The 17,233-nt window shown below is 66.7% G+C and carries 16 protein-coding genes; 7 read left to right on the top strand and 9 right to left on the bottom strand.

The annotated features are described in order from the left end of the window. Nucleotides 1-80 precede the first annotated feature (80 nt). The 4 genes from ACYVN4_RS23240 to ACYVN4_RS23225 all read left to right on the top strand — a co-directional run bounded on the left by ACYVN4_RS23240 (nucleotide 81) and on the right by ACYVN4_RS23225 (nucleotide 6,351). Nucleotides 81-689 carry a TetR/AcrR family transcriptional regulator gene (locus tag ACYVN4_RS23240; RefSeq protein WP_460724101.1) on the top strand — a complete coding sequence of 203 codons (609 nt, stop codon included), beginning with the start codon at nucleotides 81-83 and terminating at the stop codon, nucleotides 687-689. Nucleotides 690-897: 208 nt separating this feature from the next. Further along, the gene (locus ACYVN4_RS23235; protein WP_460724100.1) at nucleotides 898-3,609 is read left to right on the top strand and encodes a helix-turn-helix transcriptional regulator; all 2,712 of its coding nucleotides are present in this window, start codon (nucleotides 898-900) and stop codon (nucleotides 3,607-3,609) included. Between the two features lie 294 nt (nucleotides 3,610-3,903). Further along, the gene (locus ACYVN4_RS23230; protein WP_460724658.1) at nucleotides 3,904-5,637 is read left to right on the top strand and encodes an FAD-dependent oxidoreductase; all 1,734 of its coding nucleotides are present in this window, start codon (nucleotides 3,904-3,906) and stop codon (nucleotides 5,635-5,637) included. Between the two features lie 36 nt (nucleotides 5,638-5,673). After that, on the top strand, nucleotides 5,674-6,351 hold the full coding sequence (locus ACYVN4_RS23225; RefSeq protein WP_460724099.1) for a GAP family protein: 678 nt from the start codon (nucleotides 5,674-5,676) through the stop codon (nucleotides 6,349-6,351). A 78-nt stretch (nucleotides 6,352-6,429) separates the two neighbouring features. Here ACYVN4_RS23225 and ACYVN4_RS23220 read toward each other — a convergent pair whose 3' ends face one another. From ACYVN4_RS23220 to ACYVN4_RS23210, 3 genes are read right to left on the bottom strand one after another with little or no spacing between them, the layout of a single operon-like run. Beyond that, complete coding sequence (locus tag ACYVN4_RS23220; RefSeq protein WP_460724098.1) at nucleotides 6,430-8,331, bottom strand: alkyl/aryl-sulfatase; 1,902 nt, start codon at nucleotides 8,329-8,331, stop codon at nucleotides 6,430-6,432. Further along, nucleotides 8,328-8,711 carry a DUF202 domain-containing protein gene (locus tag ACYVN4_RS23215; protein ID WP_460724097.1) on the bottom strand — a complete coding sequence of 128 codons (384 nt, stop codon included), beginning with the start codon at nucleotides 8,709-8,711 and terminating at the stop codon, nucleotides 8,328-8,330. The genes ACYVN4_RS23220 and ACYVN4_RS23215 overlap by 4 nt, the downstream gene beginning before the upstream one ends. Next, nucleotides 8,708-9,136: a YidH family protein gene (locus ACYVN4_RS23210; protein WP_460724096.1), complete on the bottom strand. Its 429-nt coding sequence runs from the start codon at nucleotides 9,134-9,136 to the stop codon at nucleotides 8,708-8,710. Before ACYVN4_RS23210 ends, ACYVN4_RS23215 begins: the two co-directional genes overlap by 4 nt. Nucleotides 9,137-9,409: 273 nt before the next feature. Here ACYVN4_RS23210 and ACYVN4_RS23205 point away from each other — a divergent pair, with 273 nt between their 5' ends. The 3 genes from ACYVN4_RS23205 to ACYVN4_RS23195 are packed head-to-tail and all read left to right on the top strand — an operon-like array spanning nucleotide 9,410 to nucleotide 11,954. Next, complete coding sequence (locus tag ACYVN4_RS23205) at nucleotides 9,410-9,688, top strand: hypothetical protein (RefSeq protein ID WP_460724095.1); 279 nt, start codon at nucleotides 9,410-9,412, stop codon at nucleotides 9,686-9,688. Beyond that, nucleotides 9,685-10,686 (top strand): phosphotransferase family protein, encoded by a 1,002-nt coding sequence (locus tag ACYVN4_RS23200; protein ID WP_460724094.1) that lies wholly within the window; start codon nucleotides 9,685-9,687, stop codon nucleotides 10,684-10,686. Before ACYVN4_RS23205 ends, ACYVN4_RS23200 begins: the two co-directional genes overlap by 4 nt. 5 nt (nucleotides 10,687-10,691) lie before the next feature. After that, on the top strand, nucleotides 10,692-11,954 hold the full coding sequence (locus tag ACYVN4_RS23195; RefSeq protein WP_460724093.1) for an acyl-CoA dehydrogenase family protein: 1,263 nt from the start codon (nucleotides 10,692-10,694) through the stop codon (nucleotides 11,952-11,954). A gap of 16 nt (nucleotides 11,955-11,970) precedes the next feature. On the opposite strand, the gene ACYVN4_RS23190 is transcribed toward ACYVN4_RS23195, so the two are convergent. From ACYVN4_RS23190 to ACYVN4_RS23165, 6 genes are all read right to left on the bottom strand, one after another. Continuing rightward, nucleotides 11,971-12,672 carry a GNAT family N-acetyltransferase gene (locus ACYVN4_RS23190; protein WP_460724092.1) on the bottom strand — a complete coding sequence of 234 codons (702 nt, stop codon included), beginning with the start codon at nucleotides 12,670-12,672 and terminating at the stop codon, nucleotides 11,971-11,973. Between the two features lie 169 nt (nucleotides 12,673-12,841). Further along, a complete protein-coding gene (locus ACYVN4_RS23185) occupies nucleotides 12,842-13,270 on the bottom strand; it encodes a hypothetical protein (RefSeq protein ID WP_460724091.1) in 429 nt (142 codons plus the stop codon). 465 nt (nucleotides 13,271-13,735) lie between these two features. Then, entirely contained in the window at nucleotides 13,736-14,101 is a 366-nt protein-coding gene (locus tag ACYVN4_RS23180) for a hypothetical protein (RefSeq protein WP_460724090.1), read from the bottom strand. Further along, the gene (locus tag ACYVN4_RS23175; protein ID WP_460724089.1) at nucleotides 14,098-14,346 is read right to left on the bottom strand and encodes a hypothetical protein; all 249 of its coding nucleotides are present in this window, start codon (nucleotides 14,344-14,346) and stop codon (nucleotides 14,098-14,100) included. The genes ACYVN4_RS23180 and ACYVN4_RS23175 overlap by 4 nt, the downstream gene beginning before the upstream one ends. Before the next feature lie 223 nt (nucleotides 14,347-14,569). Continuing rightward, nucleotides 14,570-16,291, bottom strand: a complete 1,722-nt coding sequence (gene metG, locus ACYVN4_RS23170) for a methionine--tRNA ligase (protein WP_460724088.1) — start codon at nucleotides 16,289-16,291, stop codon at nucleotides 14,570-14,572. Between the two features lie 157 nt (nucleotides 16,292-16,448). Beyond that, entirely contained in the window at nucleotides 16,449-17,168 is a 720-nt protein-coding gene (locus ACYVN4_RS23165; RefSeq protein WP_460724087.1) for a hypothetical protein, read from the bottom strand. Nucleotides 17,169-17,233 lie beyond the last annotated feature (65 nt).

The following is a 17,233-nucleotide window of genomic DNA, read 5'->3' as shown; positions in this document are numbered from 1 at the left end:
ATGGCACCACTCAGAACCCCCCGAACCCGCCGCCGGACCTGCGCGCACGGTCCGGGGCCGGATGTGATCGGATTCTCGCTATGAGCGAGGGCAAGGGCAGCGGCAAAGGCAACGACGTCCCGCGGCGGCGGCGCAATCCGGAACAGACCCGCCGGGCGATCATCGAGGGCCTGCTCTCGGCGGTCCACGACGGCGAGTTCGACCCGACCACCCGCAGCATCGCCGAACGCGCCGGTGTCTCCGAACGCAGCATCTTCGTGCACTTCCCGACCCGGACGGCGCTCATCACCGCCGCGGTGGACCAGCAGTCCGAGCAGGTGGAGGCGCTGATCGTCGGGGCCGATCCGGCGCAACCGCTGGCCGAGCGCATCGACGCGGTGGTCCGCCAGGGCGAGGCCATCTTCGCCCTGCAACGCGAACCGCGCGTGCTCGGACTCATCGAGTCGCTGCGTACGCCGGAGGTCGACGCGCGGATGCGCTTGACCGACAACCGGATTCGCGACGCGCTGGCCGAGCTGTTCGCCCCCGAACTGGCCGCCCACGAGGGCGAGCAACTGCTGGACCTGGTCGACGCCACCGTCGGCTGGCCGTACCGCCACCACCTGATGGATCGGCGGGGCCTGTCCACCCGAGCGGCCTCGGACGCGGTGCGCCGGGCGCTCACCGCGATGCTCGTCCGGACGGACTGAGCGCCCAGGGGGCGGCAAATACGGACAACAGGGACATCCTCTCCGAGCACGACCAGTGCGACGGCGACTCTGCCGTGCCCGAATCCGGTCCACCTCACCCGTTCCGGGTGACTCGGCCGTCCGAAATTTCCCATCCACCCTTTGATTGCCACTACGTTGCTGATCACGGCGACACGGCGCCGGGTCAGTGTTCGAAGCAGGAGGCACGATGAGTACCGCGGGGCAGCACCACCTCTCGTTCGACGACCGACATCCCCACCCGGCCGCCCCGAACCTCGCCTTCCCAGTCCTCCCCCGCCCCCACCTGCTCCACCAACTCGACGCCGCCGCCGACACCCACCGCACCATCCTCCTCAGCGCCCCCGCCGGAACCGGCAAAACCATCCTGCTGCGCACCTGGCTCGACCACCGCCGCACGCAAGACCCCGCCACCCGCACGGCCTGGATCACCGCCGACGCCCGCACGAACGGATTGTGGGACGAGTTGCGGCACAACCTCATAGGCCCGAACGCCGCAACTCCCCCGAAGAAGACCGGACGCATCCACCCCGGACTCCCGGCGGGGCCCACGCCGGCACCCGTGACCGACCTCACCGCCCGAATGAGCGAGCGCGGCACAGGATTCGGCTCGAACGCACCCATCGCCCCACACCCGGCCACCGTGAACTCCGCGCCGGTCGTGGTGGTGATCGACGATGCGCACGACATCGTGGACCCAGGGGCGTTGGCGGAGCTCGAGCACTTCTTGGAGGCCGCACCCGCGAACGTCAGCGTGGTGGTGGCCGGGCGGTTCGACCCGGCGGTGCGGTGGCATGCGCTCGAAATGCGGGGTGCACTGGCGCGATTCGGAATGCGGGAGTTGGGGCTGGCGGCGGCGGAGGTCGAGGAGTTGTGTGCTCAGCACGGGTGCGTGGTCGAAGGGGTGGTGCTCGAGCGGGTCATGGATTTGACCGGTGGGTGGGCGGCGTTGGCGCGGTTGGCGGCGGTGCATTTGGCGACGCGGCCGCGGGATCGGGAGACGGCCTTGACGACGCTGGCGCGGTCGCCGCAGCTGATCTCGGAATTCTTTGCGCGCGAGGTGATCACGCCGCTGCCCACGGGCGTGCGTGAATTCCTCACCCGGACCGCGATTCCTGACTCCTTCACCGAGGAGCTGGCTGAACAGCTCGGCGGGCGACCGGCTCGGGCGGTGCTCGACGAGTTGGATCGCGTCAATTTCCCGCTCCGGCAGGAGCATCGCGACGGCGTGCTGTGGTTCAGCTATCCCCCGCTGCTGCGGGCGCGGCTGCTGGTCGAGGCGCGCGGGCTCGACGCGGCCACCCTCACCGGGCTGCGGCGTGCCACTGCACACGCGTATATCAGTGCCGGGCAGCCGCTTTCGGCCATCGAGCAGCTCACCGCGCTCACCGACCCCGAACCGAGCCGCGAGTTCCTGCGGGACCTGGGGTTGGGCGTGGTGATGGACGGCGACGGCCCACGGCTGTTCCGCCACCTCGAACACTGCACCCCGGCACTCGCCACCGACCCGTACGTCCACCTCCTGCGTGCCGTGGATGCCCTTGCCGAGGGCGAAACAAGCACCGCCACTGCCTATCTCGAGCTGGCGACCGCGCCGCTGCGCACAGCCACCGAACCTGGGGCGGACTCGGAGACACAGTCGACATGTGTCGCGGCGGGCTGGCTGACGGTGCTGCGGCGAGCCGTGGAGATCGAGATCGCGGCGGCCACGGGTCGGCCGTTGGGGCAACGCACCGCCGGGACCACCGCCGAGCCGACCGGCAATCAGGACATCGATGCCTATGTGGCAGTACAGGATGCGACGGTGCTGCTGGTCCGCGGGGAGGTCCGGGCGGGAGAGGATCGGTTGCGGCGGGCCTTGGCGTTGGCCCGGTATGCGCGGCTGGCATTGCGGTCGACGAATCGGCTCGCGGTGGCGTCGGGGGTCGAGGGGTCGATCGCCGGAATGCGGGAGCGGGCCCAGCGGGCCCTCGAGATCGCGAGCGCGCACCGGCTGATGGATTCGCACGATGCCCTGCAGGCGGTCGTGATGACCGCGCTCGCGGCGCATGTGCAGGGCGATGAGCAGGGCAGCCGATATTTCGCGGGGCTGCTCGCCGATTACGGGCGTCGGGGCGTGTTCGGGCCCGGCAGCCATGAGCATGTGGTGGCGCAGGTGCTGGCCTTCGACGCCGCCACGGATCGTTATCGGGCGGCACAGTCATTGCGGCACAGCATGTCCCTGCTACTGCATCGTTCGCTGCCGCCGTTCACGCTCGGGCTGCTGGTCCAGTCCGTGTGGACGCTGCTGCGGGTGCCCGACGGCCGCGCCGCGCAACAACTGGTAGCCGAGGCGCGGCGCGCGGTGGGTGAGCATCCGGCGGTGCTGCTGTGTGAGGCGGGGCTGGCGTACGCCGCCAACCGGCCGCGTTCGGTGCTCGCGCTGACCACGCCGCTGTTGGCCGCCGACGGCGTGAATCCGCTCATGGCGGTGCTGGCGCGGCTGCTCGACGCGACCGCCCATGCGGAACTGAGCAATTCACTCAAGGCCTACGAGAGCGTGGCGGACGCGTTGCGCTGTGCGGAGCCCGAGCATCTGGTGCGCCCCTTCCTGGAGGTGCCCGGCGTTCTCGAGCTGCTCGATTCCTTCGGCAGCCGTTTCGGGCACGGCGATGCCTTCGCCGCCCGCATCCGGCATCATCCGGCGGCCGCGCGCGGACCGGTCTCCCATCCGGCGCTCACGACCACGGAGTTGACGGTGCTCAAACAACTTCCGTCGGGACGGACGACGCAGCAGATCGCGGACGATCTCGGGGTTTCCATCAATACCGTGAAAACGCATATGCGGGGCATCTACGGGAAATTGGGGACGAGTTCGCGCACCGACGCGCTCGATCAGGCGCGGCGCACCGGATTGCTCTGAAGGGCGTACCCGGATTGCCTTGAAGGGAAAGGGGCCGGTGCGGCGTGATGAGGGGTGCGCCGCACCGGCCCGCCCGCTCGAAACCTGTCGGCCAGGAGGGGTATTTCGAGCGGGAAGCTCGGTCGAGAACCAGGTGGCTGAGAACCATGTGGCGATTTCCAAGCTAACCCCAAGCTTGCACAGGAGACTCACCCGAAACGGGTGAAAGGCTGGCGCACCAGCCGAAAGACAGCTATCCGCTGGCTATGCTTCGGTGGGGTCATACCCGTACAACCGGAGGTAGAGCTCGTGGCGATGGATCAGAGCAACGATTTCGACGTGGTCATCATCGGCTCCGGATTCGGCGGGAGTGTGACGGCGCTGCGGCTGGTGGAAAAGGGCTACCGGGTCGCTGTTCTGGAGGCGGGACGCCGCTATGCGGACGCCGATTTCGCCAAGACCAGTTGGCATCTGCGCGAATTCCTGTGGGCTCCGGCGCTGGGCTGCTTCGGAATTCAGCGCATTCACCCGCTCAGCAATTGCGTCGTGCTGGCCGGCGCGGGCGTGGGCGGCGGGTCGTTGAATTACGCCAATACCCTCTACGTCCCGCACGACGGATTCTTCGGCAATCGGCAGTGGGCGCACATCACCGACTGGAAGAGCGAACTCGCGCCGCACTACGAGCAGGCGCGCAAGATGCTCGGCGTGGTGACGCACCCGTATTGGACGCCCGCCGACGAGGTCGTCCGATCCGTCGCCGAGGAGATGGGGGTGGGCGACACCTTCATTCAGACACCGGTAGGCGTGTACTTCGGGGAACCCGGCAAGACGGTGAAGGATCCGTTCTTCGGCGGCGTCGGGCCCGATCGCACCGGCTGCATCGAATGCGGCGAGTGCACCACCGGCTGCCGTCACGGGGCCAAGAACACGCTGCTGAAGAACTATCTCGGGCTGGCCGAACGCGGTGGGGCGCAGATCATTCCGCTCACCACGGTGACGGCGGTGAAGCCGCGCTCGGACGGCAGTTGGACGATCGACACCAAGCGCACCGGCAAGCTGCCCGGTGTCGGGACGCGCACCTTCACCGCGCGGCACGTGGTGCTGGCGGCGGGTACCCGCGGCACCCAGAAACTCCTGTTCAAGATGCGCGACCGCAAGGTCCTGCCGCGCCTGTCACGGCGGCTGGGCGAACTGACCCGCACCAATTCCGAGGCCATTCTCGGCTCGTGCAAGCCGGAGGTGGATCCGGGCTACGACGGCACCCGCGGGGTGGCCATCACGTGCTCGTTCTATCCCACCCCGGACACCCATATCGAACCGGTGCGCTACGGCAAGGGCTCTAATGCCATGGGTCTGTTGCAGACCCTGATGGTCGACGGCGAGGATCCTGCCGATCCGTCCTCGCGCATCGTGCGGCTGGCCAAGCTGGCTGCCCGGCACCCGGGCCGGTTCCTGCGAGAACTGAACGTGCGCAACTGGTCCGAGCGCACGATGCTGCTGCTGGTCATGCAGAACCTCGACAACTCGATCACCACTTACACCCGGCGCGGGCTGTTCGGCCGCCGCTACGTGAGCCGTCAGGGCGAAGGCGACCCCAGCCCGACCTGGATTCCGGCGGGCTACGAGGCGGCGAAGCGGATCGCCAAGCGGATGAAAGCCGAGCCGGGCACCTCGTGGGCCGACATCATCAAAACGCCGATGACAGCGCACTTCCTGGGCGGATGCGTGATCGGCGCGAACGCCGGGACCGGGGTGATCGATCCGTATCACCGGGTGCACGGCTATCCGTCGCTGTATGTCGTCGACGGTGCGGCGGTGTCGGCGAACCCGGGAGTCAATCCGTCCCTGACGATTTCGGCGCAGGCCGAGCGGGCGGCCTCCTTCTGGCCGAACCTCGGTGACGCCGATCCCCGTCCGGCGCAGGGTAATCCGTATCGCCGCGTCGACGCCGTCGCACCGCACTCCCCGATCGTTCCGGCCGGGGCCCCGGCCGCACTGGTCCTGCCCATCGTCGGCGTGAGCAGCGGCTCACGTCCGGCGGATTCGTAACGCCCCATCCATGTCGACACCACGCCAGGAGAATTCATGCACCATGCGTCCGGGCAGATACTCAGCCATGCCGTCGGTGTGGCCATCAGTCCGCTGGCTCTGATCGCCATCATCCTGATCCTGGCCTCCCCGCGCGGCAGAACGAACGCGCTCGCCTTCGTGGCGGGGTGGGTGGCCACGGTGACGGTGGTGCTGTTGGCGGTGGTGACGCTCGGTGAGGCGGCGGGTGCACACCAGCGCGACGGCGGACCGGCGACCTGGGTGTCGTGGTTCCGGCTCGTATTCGGTCTACTCCTGCTGCTGATGGCCTTGCGGCAGTTGAAGATCCACAATGCCTGGGAGTCCGGCGGCGAGCTGCCGCCGCAGCTGCGCCGCCTCGACGAGTTCCGGCCCGGCCGCTGTGCCGCGCTGGGCGCCATTCTGGTGCTGAGCAATCCGAAGAATGTCATCCAGATGGCGGTCGGCGGCGTGACCGTGGCCGAAGGTGACACGTCCGCCCTGGCCAGCACGGTCGCGGTGGTGGCGTTCATCGTGATCGCGTCGCTGGGTGTGCTGGTGCCGTTGGGTGTGCACTATTTCGGCGGCGGCACCGCGCACGCCACCCTGGACCGCTGGCGGCAGTGGACGGTCCGCAATCACGCGGGCATCATGTCCGTGCTGTTCCTGGTGCTGGGTGCAAAATCCCTCGGCGACGGCATCAGCGGCCTGTTCTAGGCGCTGTCCACCGATGAAAAGCGTTGGGCCCCGGTCGATATTCGACCGGGGCCCAACCCTTATCCACTTAACGCGGGGTCATGGGGTGACAATGTTGAACGCCGGATCCGGAGTGTCGAACAATCCGACCAGCTTGCCGAAGGACTGGACATCGCCGTCGATCTTCAGGGCTCCGGACTTCACCGTCTCCTGCATGTCCTGCCCGGCCAGCAGCAGCCCGATCAGGGTCTGCCGGGTCAGGGTGAACGTGACGTCGGGGGCGGGCAGCTTGTCGCCGTCGTGCCGATCCCAGTGCAGCAGTACGCCATTGCGCAGTTGCAGGCGCACCGTACGGTTCTCGTCGGTGAAAACCCAGTCGCTGGCGGCCTTCTCGTGCCACGCCTTGGGACCGTCGACACGCAATGCCATACCGTCGAGGACCATGTCGATGGTCATGGCCGCCAGCATGGTCGCCGGGAGTTCCTTGGTGGGCGTGCCGAAGTTGCCATTGCGCAGTTCGTAAGCGCCCGAGAGGAAGAAGTTGCGCCACGGGCCGTTCTCCGCGCCGTAGGCCAGCTGTTCGAAGGCTTCGGCCTGCAGCTGTTTGGCGGCCGCGTTGGTGTCGTCGGCGAAGATGACGTAGTTGACCGCCTGCACCACCCAGCGGTAGTCGCCCTCGTCGAAGGACTTGCGGGCCTTGGTCAGCACCGCGTCCGCGCCGCCCATGAATTCCACGTGCCGCTTGGCGCTTTCGACCGGCGGGTGCTCCCACAGGTGCGCCGGGTTGCCGTCGAACCAGCCCATGTAGCGCTGGTAGATGGCCTTCACGTTGTGGCTGACCGAGCCGTAGTAGCCATGCGCGGCCCACGAATCCACCAGGGCCGGCGGCATTTCGATCATTTCGGCGATCTCGCCGCCGACATAACCCTGGTTGAGGCGGCGCAGGGTCTGGTCGTGCAGGTAGGCGTAGAGGTCGCGCTGCAACTCCATGTACTCGACGAGGGTCTCGGTGCCCCAGGTCGGCCAGTGGTGCGAGGCGAACACGACATCGGAGTCGCGGCCGTAGAGGTTGATCGACTCGGTGAGGTACTGGGCCCACACGTGCGGGTCGCGCACCAGCGCGCCGCGGAGGGTCAGCAGGTTGTGCAGGGTGTGAGTGGCGTTCTCGGCCATGCACAATGCGCGGAAGTCGGGGAAGTAGAAGTTCATCTCCGACGGCGCTTCGGTGCCCGGCGTGATCTGGAAGACGATGCGGACCCCGTCGATCGTCATCTCCTGCCCGGTGGCGGTGATGTCGTGTGTCGGGGCGATGAGGGTCACGGTGCCCGTCGAGGTGGTCTGGCCCAGACCCGCACCGACCTGGCCCTTTTCACCACGCGGCAGGGCAGCGCCGTACATGTAGGCGGCGCGCCGGGCCATGGCGACGCCCGCGTAGACGTTCTCGGCGACAGCGTGCTCGAGGAATCCGGCGGGCGCGATCACCGGGATGCGGCCCGATTCCGCGTCCTCGACGGTCATCACGCCCATGACGCCGCCGAAGTGGTCGACGTGCGAGTGGGTGTAGATCATGCCGGTGACCGGCTTCTGGCCGCGATGTGCGCAGTACAGCTCCAGACCGGCCTTGGCGGTCTCGGTCGAGATCAGCGGGTCGATGATGACCACGCCGGTCTTGCCCTCGATGATCGTCATGTTCGACAGGTCGAGGCCGCGGATCTGGTAGATGCCCGGAACCACCTCGTAGAGGCCCTGTTTCACCACCAGGCCCGACTGCCGCCACAGCGAGGGGTGCACCGAATTCGGGCAGGAACCCTGCAGGAAGCCGTAGGAGTCGTCGTCCCAGACGACATCGCCCTTGTCGTTCTTGACGATTCCGGGTTCCAGCTTGGCGATGAAGCCGCGGTCGGCGTCCTGCTGATCGACGGTGTTGTCGAACGGGAGTTCCTTCAGTGCGCGTTGGTTCTGTTCGATGATGAACTTGCTCGGTTCGGTTCCCGCACTCACTGTCTGCCTCCTGTAACTGCCGGGATCTCCGACATGGATTGGATCGATACGGCTGGTTTCTTGCCCGGATAGGTGAGTCCGATAACGAGCGCGATACCGCACACCACCAGCACCGCGACCGTGGCGATGGCGATGACCTGCGGACCGTGGTGCCAATGCCCGTGGTGGAGTGAGTTGTTGCGGGCGAAGCTCAGTCCCGCGAGGAAAACCAGGACCACCGCGCCCATGACGGGCGCGATGGCGGCCGGATGCCAGCCGCTCGTCGCGGCGTGATTGACGAACAGGACCGCGGTGCCCATCGCCGCGATGGCGGTGCGCCGCCAGGCCAGGGCTGTGCGCTCGCCGGGATAGGTGGGCGGCGCCGTCTGCGTGGCCGTCACGACCACACCGTCGCGATGGCGGCGAAGACCGAGACGATCGCGATGCCTGCCGCGAGGAGCGGGACCAGCAGGGAGTTGCGCAGCGACTCACCGCGTTCCATCCTGGCCTGCACGTCACGCCAGTGCGTGTAGGCCCCGACCGCGAGCGCCACCGCGAGCACGATGCAGCTCAGCGAGAGCGCGCGGCGCATGCCTACTTGACGGAACGGCTGCACCAGCGTGTGCACGGCGACACCGGCGGCCAGCAGGCCCAGCGCGGTGCGGATCCACGCCAGGAAGGTGCGTTCGTTCGCGAGGGTGAAGCGGTAGTCGAGGGGTGCCCGGTCTGGCTCGCCGGGGTCCTGGCCTGGGTTGTCCACTGTCACCACCTGTCCGGTGTCGCGGTCGCGGTCCGAGTGCAGCAAATGATCAGCAATGGCGATCATTCCATGAATTCGAGGACGACGCCCAAGGCTCGATGAGGGACAGGGTCGACAAGTGACGCATGCCCGCAGTCTGACCGGCAGCCGTCGGCGGGGCCTCGCCCATTTCGGGTGAAGTCCTGGCAATCCGATCTCGGCGGGTCGATGACAGGTTCGGAACGATGGTTGCGGCTACAACTGCGGGCGTTCGCCCGCAATTCACGGCCACCGTGCGGTCCGGTCCCGTACCATCCCGGTTTACCTGCCGAACAACGGATTCCACGCCGGAGGCGCGCCATGCAGTATCGGCCCACGGCACCGGAGTTGCTGACCGCGCTCGCGGAACTGTTGGAGACCACCCTGCTCCCCGCGCTGCCGCCGGAATTGCGACATCAGGCCAGAGTCGGGGCGCATCTCGCCCGGGTACTCCAGCGCGAACTCACCCTCCACCCCGCCGACGGGCTTCCGGACGACCCGGTCGCCGACGATGAGCGGCGTTGGGCGGCGCTCGTGCCGGTCGTGCGCGCTGATTTGGCTGTGGCCAAGCCCGGGTACGACGCTTGGGAGGGGGAATGAGCGAGCTCGCGGACGGGTTGGCCCGCTTTCTGTCGGAGGACATCGGGCGCGCGGTGACAGTATCGGCGGTCGAGCCGCTGTCGGCGGGGGCGAGGCGGCGCAATATCGCCTTCGACGCGGATCTCGGCGGGTGTGTGCTGCGTTTGGTCGCGACGCTGGTGCCGGGCAGCATTCAGTTGCTGCCGGTCGAGGTCGAGGCGGACGTGCGGGAATTGGCGCGCGAACACGGAGTGCCGGTCCCCCAGGTGCTGGCGGTGTGCGGCGATATCGGTTATGCCGGTGAGCCGTTCATGCTGTCGGAGCGGCTGGAGGGTGAGACCGTGCCGCGGCGCGTGCTGCGGCTGGTACAGGACGGCGAGCTCGGTGGCGTCGTCGGCGAGCAGCTGGGCCGGGCGATGGCGCTGTTGCACGCCATCGACCCCGAGCAGGGTTCACCCGAGCTGCCCGGTGTCGCGCAGGACAATCCCGCCGCGGCATTTCTCGCCGACGCGGCGGCCGCTGTCGCCCGATTCCTGCCCGACCGGCCCGTCTTCGAGTTGGCGCTGCGCTGGCTGGCCCGCCACCTGCCCGCCGCACCGGACCGGATCACCCTGGTGCACACCGATATTCGCAACGGCAACCTGATCGTCGGACCCGATGGCCTGCGCGCCGTACTGGATTGGGAGGGCACCCAGCGTTTCGGCGACCCGATGCGCGATGCGGCCTGGTCGGCGCTGCGCATGTGGCGCTTCGGCATCGACGCTCGCGAGTTCGGCGGCTTCGCCGACCGCGATACCTTCATGCGCGGATACACCGGCGCCGGAGGCGAATTCGACACCGACCGCTTCCGCTGGTGGAAGACCGCCTGCACGCTGGCCTGGGGCACCATGCTGGCCGGGCAGGCCGCCGCGTTCCTGGACGGGACCGTCCCCAGCATCGTGATGGCCGCCAGCGGGCGGCGCATCCCGGAGATCGAATGGGATCTGCTCATGCAGATCCGACCCACCGGATCGAGGTGACCGCCATGGATTTCGAGCTGCCCGACCATCTGCGCAAGTATCTGACCGAACTGGACGAGTTCATCGACCGCGAGATCGTCCCGCTGGAGCAGGCCGAGGACAATATCCGCTTCTTCGACCATCGCCGCGAGGACGCCCGCACCGACTGGCACCGCGACGGCCTGCCCAACGGCGAGTGGGAGGACCTGCTGGAGGAGACCCGCCGACGCGCCGACGCCGCCGGTCACCTGCGCTACGCCTACCCCGCCGAATACGGTGGCCGCGACGGCTCCAACCTCGACATGGCCGTCATCCGTGAGCATCTCGCCCGCCGCGGCCTGGGCCTGCACTGCGATCTGCAGACCGAGCACGCCATCGTCGCCAACAATGTCGGCCTGCTGCTCATGCACGAATACGGTTCGCCCGCACAGAAATCCGAGTGGATCACCGATCTGGCGACCGGGGAGAAGTTCTTCGGCTTCGGCATCACCGAACCCGCGCACGGCTCCGACGCCACCTTCATGGAAACCACCGCCGTCCGCGACGGCGATGACTGGATCCTCAACGGCGAGAAGACCTTCAACACCGGCATGCACCGCGCCGACGCCGACCTGATCTTCGCCCGCACCTCGGGCAGCCCCGGCGACGGCGTCGGCATCACCGCGTTCCTCGTACCGGTCGGCACCCCTGGCTTCACCATCGCCGAGTTCCTGTGGACCTTCAACATGCCCACCGACCACGCCCACGTGGTGCTCGAGAACGTCCGCGTGCCGTCCACCACCATCTTCGGCAAGGAAGGCCGCGGCCTGGCCGTGGTCCAGCACTTTTTCAACGAGAACCGCCTCCGCCAGGCAGCATCCAGCCTCGGAGCGGCCCAATACTGCATCGACCGTTCGATCGCCTACGCCAAGCAGCGCAAGACCTTCGGCGCTCCCCTGGCCACCAACCAGGCCATCCAATTCCCCCTCGTCGAGCTCACCACCCAGTGCGAAATGCTCCGCACCTTCATCCACAAAACCGCCTGGTCCATGGACCGCTACGGCCCCTTCACCCAATCCGCCCAGGTCTCCATGGCCAACTACTGGTCCAACCGCCTCTGCTGCGAGGCCGCCGACCGAGCCATGCAAATTCACGGCGCCCTCGGCTACTCCCGCCACACCCCCTTCGAACACATCTACCGCCACCACCGCCGCTACCGCATCACCGAAGGCAGCGAAGAAATCCAAATCCGCCGAGTAGCCGGCTACCTCTTCGGCTTCATGCAACAACGAGCCCCCAAGGGCGTGTAACCAACCCGCACCCGGGTCAGGGCATGTCCGCCGTCGCCCGCCGGTGCTCATACCAAATTCCCGGGACGACCGCTCCGTTCGGCAATGGCTGTGCTCGCCGATCCACTTCCGTCGCGCCGATCCGGTCGCAGATGCGCTGTACTGCGAGATTCGATTCGGCCGTACCGATCTCGACGGTGGTGAAACCGGCGTCGTGGATCGCCTCGACCAGCGCCGCCACCGCTTCGCTCGCGTAGCCGACGCGCCGGTACCGGGGTCCGATCCACCAGCCGAGGGTTCGCGACGATGCGTCGCCACTACTCGGGTGCACGCTCGCGCAACCCACCAGGGATCCATCCGACCATGACTCGAACACGAGCAGCCCGGGAGTCGGGTGCCCCGATGCGACGGCTTTCACCAATACCCGAGCAGTGCGCTTCGTCCACCCGTTCCTGGCCAGCATCTCCGCATCGATCGTGGCGGCGACCCCGACCGCGTCCTGTGGGACCGGCGGGCGAATCAGCAGTCGTGCGGACTCGATCTTTCGCAGCACGCCATAACGCGCCCTGATTTCCTTATCGACGTGCTCACTGACCCTCCACACCCAGAGCGCGCCCGCGGCAAGCACCACGCAGATCACGAGTACGCCCCACAGGGCGATAACGAGTCCTCTTGCAGCAGAACCCGATACGGCCGTCAACGCGACCCCGACAACCACCGCCGGGACCCCGACCGTCACGAGCCAACTCGCCAGCCCACGAGCGGCGGTAGGCCAGGCCCCTTGCCGAAGGGCCGCTCCGGCATACGTGATTCGCCACATCGGAAACATACGCGAACCATATTCGATACTGTTGAGCCGCCGCAGATCCCGGCCCAAGCCGCAGGCCGATGACCGCCCGCTCAGCGTTCTAGTATTTGCGCTCGATCTGGGCGCGAAGCTCCTGCAGATGGCTCGGACCGTCCGAAGCGAGCGTGCCGCTCCAAACCAGTCGCCCGAAACTGTCGGTGTCGATCCATTCACAGATCGACACTGCCGCACCCTGGCTGGTACCCGTGCCACACACGGCTTTTCCACCCAATGGGCCAGCATCCACCGGACCCATCGTCACTCCGGTCATCGCACGCTGCCTGTCGATATCGCCCGCGATGTCCAGATCCGGATGAATCGCCTGCGCGGCCAACGCCTCCACGATCACGACGTCATTCGACCCGCCGGGCCCGAACACGCCAGCCACATGCTTGTGAACTCCATCCCCGTCTCGGGTTTGCGCGAGGATCTGGTGAACCGCGGCCACAGCGTCAGCATCGGTCTGCTGCGGATACCCCTCGACCGCCACGGGCAACACCACCGTGGCCCGGATATCGGCGTCGACATGCCCGGACGGCCACAAATGCCACCCATTGGCTGCCGTCACCCCGATGACAGCCCCGACCAACGGCCCCACAAACCGAGCCCATCGCCCCCAGCTACGCCACCCTCGCCGCTTACCCGCCCCATGAGTCAGCGCACCCGCGCCACCGACGACTTGTTCTTCACTCAACGCTTTCGAAATCCCTCACCCGAACGTATCGCGCCAATCCACGATCGCCGCACGAAGCTACAGCAACCCGATAATCCGTCTCGCCCTTGCCCCATTTCATGCAAACAATCCCCCGCTCGGGACATCGACCAATGCCCCATCAACGACAACTCCGCCATCGCCAATGAAGAGTTGTGTCCGCCACCCCAATTATCGAATTGCGCGCTCCGTGGATCGCCCACCCTCACGAGTCGGGACCGGTCAGAGCTGGACGAGCGCAGCTCAGGCCGCGTGGCCGTATCGGGTGGTGAGACTCGCCAGGACCTCGGCGACCGCGTCGGAGATCATGCGGCGGACTTCCTCGAGCGGAACCATCTCCGGCTCGGTGCCGTAGGCGAGACGTAGATCCTGCTCGATCAACCGGCGAATGTATGCCGACTTACTGACACCGAGCTCGCCCGCACGCATGCCACACATCATGTCGAGATCGTCGGGCAATTTCACCGAGCGCGCGACCATGCCGGGGGCGCTGTCAGCGGCCGACTCGGGGGCCATCTCGTCACCGAGGTTGAGCGGCTCACCGGTGGGCCGCAGCCGAGCCGTCAGCGCCTCGATCTCCTCCGGCGTGTTCGGAAATCCGTTGTTCATCGCCGCGACTCCCATTCCTCGAACTCTGAAACCCGGCCATGTACCGCCACGGCTCGACCATCGTCCAGCCGTGACCAGATCATCACGGTATGGATGCCGGTAGCCGGGTCGACCTGCGGCCTGAGCCAACGCGGCCGAAATTCGAGAAACCACGCGTTCACCAGCCGCCGCAGATCCGAGGACGTGATCCCCTCGCCCGCACGGGCCAGGATCTCGTCCAGCCACTCGTTATATTCGAAACCCACGGCCGCGAGACTACCCAGCCATACCGACAGACTACCGACGTTCCGCGCAGCATGCCAGCTATGACCGGTTCCGTTGCGACCTTCGTAGAGGAGCCCCCTCACGCCACAATGATCGACCGGCCAGTCGATCAGGCCGAAGACATTCTGTCGACGGTTACCGGCTCGAGGACCTCGGCCTCGACCCGCGGCCAAGACCAAAGAGACACCCCGCCTGGCGGCCGTGCTACTTGTTGTCGGAGCCGAACTGCTCGCGCCATGACGCCACCTGGTCGTCCGAAATTTTTGTGAACAGCAACGGCGGCACGGTGAATTCGGTTCCCGCGCGCAGCCAGGCGAGGGATTCGACATCGGCACGGTCCGGCCAGTCGATTCCGGCGAGGTTGGGTTCGCTTTGCTGCCACCGGCCCCGGAGCGTCGCGGCCGTGGTCGGAATAATCGGTGCGGAGATCATCGCGAACAGGAAGATGAGGTTTGCGGCCGTGCGCAGTGTGAGTGCTGCGGCGTCGGGGTCGGTCTTGATCTGGATCCACGGTGCACGGTCGTTGATGTATTCGTTGGCCAGGCTCCACATGCTTCGAAGGGTCGCGGTCGCCTTGCGGAGTTCGATCGTCTCGAGGTGGCTTTCGTAATCGGCGAGCAGCCGTGAGAGCCGTTGGCCCAGTTCACGTTCGGCGTCGCCCGCGGGTGAGCCCTCGGGCAGCTGCGCGCCGAATCGCTTGGCACAGAACGTCAGCACGCGGTTGACGAAGTTTCCCAGCACATCCGCGAGGTCCTTGTTCGTTTGCGCCGCGAACAGCTCCCACGTGAAGCTGACATCGTCGGACTCGGGAGCGTTGGCGATCATGAAGTAACGCCAGTAGTCCGCGGGCAGCATGGCCAGTGCGTCGTCGGTGAAGATGCCGCGATGCTCAGAGGTGGAGAACTTCCCGCCGTAGTAGTTCAGCCAGGAGAACGACTTGATGTAGTCGACCATCTTCCACGGCTCACGCACGCCAAGTTCGGTGGCGGGGAACATGACCGTGTGAAACGGGACATTGTCCTTGCCCATGAACTCGGTGTAGCGCACGTCGTGCGCGTTGAACCACCAGTCTTTCCAGTCCCGCCCACCCGGATCGGCATCGGACCATTCCTTGGTGGCGGCCAGATATCCGATCGGGGCGTCGAACCAGACGTAGAAGACCTTCCCGGCCGCCGCAAGATCCGGCCAGGTATCGGCAGGAACGGGCACACCCCAGTCCAGATCGCGGGTGATCGCGCGATCTCTCAGGCCCTCGCTGAGCCACTTGCGCGCGATCGACGTGGCCAAGTGCGGCCACCTGCCACTCACCCGGTCGATCCAGTCCGCTACCTCGGGTTGCAGTTTGGATTGCAGCAGAAACAGATGATCGGTTTCGCGGACCTCGAGATCGGTCGAGCCGCTGATCGCCGAGCGTGGATCCACCAGGTCGGTCGGATCGAGCAGGCGCGTGCAGTTCTCGCACTGGTCGCCGCGCGCCCTCTCGTAGCCGCAGTGCGGACAGGTGCCGGTGACGTAGCGGTCGGGCAGGAACCGCCCATCGGTGGGCGAGTACACCTGGGTGACCGGTCGCTGTTCGATGAACCCGTTCTCCACCAGCTTGCGGGCGAAATGCTGGGTGATCTCGAGGTTCTGCGGTGAGGAAGTCCGGCCGAACACATCGAACGACAGTCCGAAGTCGTCGTAGATCGCCTTCTGCGTGGCGTGCGCCTGGGCGCAGAACTCCGAGACGCTCAATCCTGCAGTTGCGGCGGCCAATTCGGCTGGCGTGCCGTGTTCGTCGGTGGCGCAGACAAAAAGCACCTCATGCCCGCGGGCCCTGAGGTAGCGGGCATACACGTCCGCGGGCAGCATCGACCCCACCAGATTGCCCAGGTGTTTGACTCCATTGATGTAGGGCAGGGCGCTGGTGATGAGATGTCTTGTCATGACGGCGTTTCCCCCTCGATCCGCTGTGCGACGCCGGGACGATGAGGCCGCCGACCGCTTGACGGATGCTACCCATGCGCCATTACCTGCGAAAATTCTTTAGCACTGGATGCGCGCGAATCCCACAGACTCGAACTCCGGGCCACCCGCACTGACGTCAGATCGAATGACCGAGACCGGTGGAGCCTTCCAGTAAGCGTCTGAAATTAGCGGTATCGGCGTTGGCGATCTCTGTGGCGGCGCTGACATATGCAGCGAACTCGACTGGATAGCACGATGATTCGAGGGGGAACGCAGTCTGGATGCGGCGCCTGGTATCCAGGTCTTCGCAGGCCACGAAGATCCGCATACAGGCTCGCCAGAATCGGGGCCATAGGTCGCCTACAGGAGTCGTCGCAAGTTCTGGTTCCCGGTGCGCGCGGAGGTAACTCTGGACCTCCGAAGCCGTACGCGCGCCTGCGGCAACCGCGGCGCGCCGAAGCCTGCGCAGCTCGGCCGGTTCCCAGCAGCGCACCCAATACGCCGCTTGCGCAGCGTTTTCGAGAACCTGGAGGTTTTGGCGCTCGTCCTCGAGGGTCGCGATCAGCCTCTGCAGGACCGCGCGACGCCCAATAGCGGCGATGAGCGGGTGGACAAGCTGACTCGTCATCCCGTCATCGAGCAGCAGTACTGCGAAGATCTCCTCAGATCTCGCCGCTGTCCACTCGGGCCGTTCAGTGAGCGTGACACCGAGCTGTAGCCGCGTGCTTTCGATCAGCTGATACCGCCGTGAGGCCTCGCTGCCATCGGCCCGGTCCACCACGAGCGGCCGCCGCCAATCCGAGTGCGCCGCAGCGAGCAAACGATCAATTCGGCCCAGCAGATCATCCTCGATCACCCCATCCTCCTACGCCGTTCCGACTCTGCCTCCACCGTGTGCCACTCGACCTTCGGGTGGGCGCG

It is taken from the genome of Nocardia heshunensis (assembly GCF_054782115.1).
The sequence above is the reverse complement of the archived record's forward strand: the minus strand, read 5'-3'. Positions and strand labels throughout refer to the sequence as shown.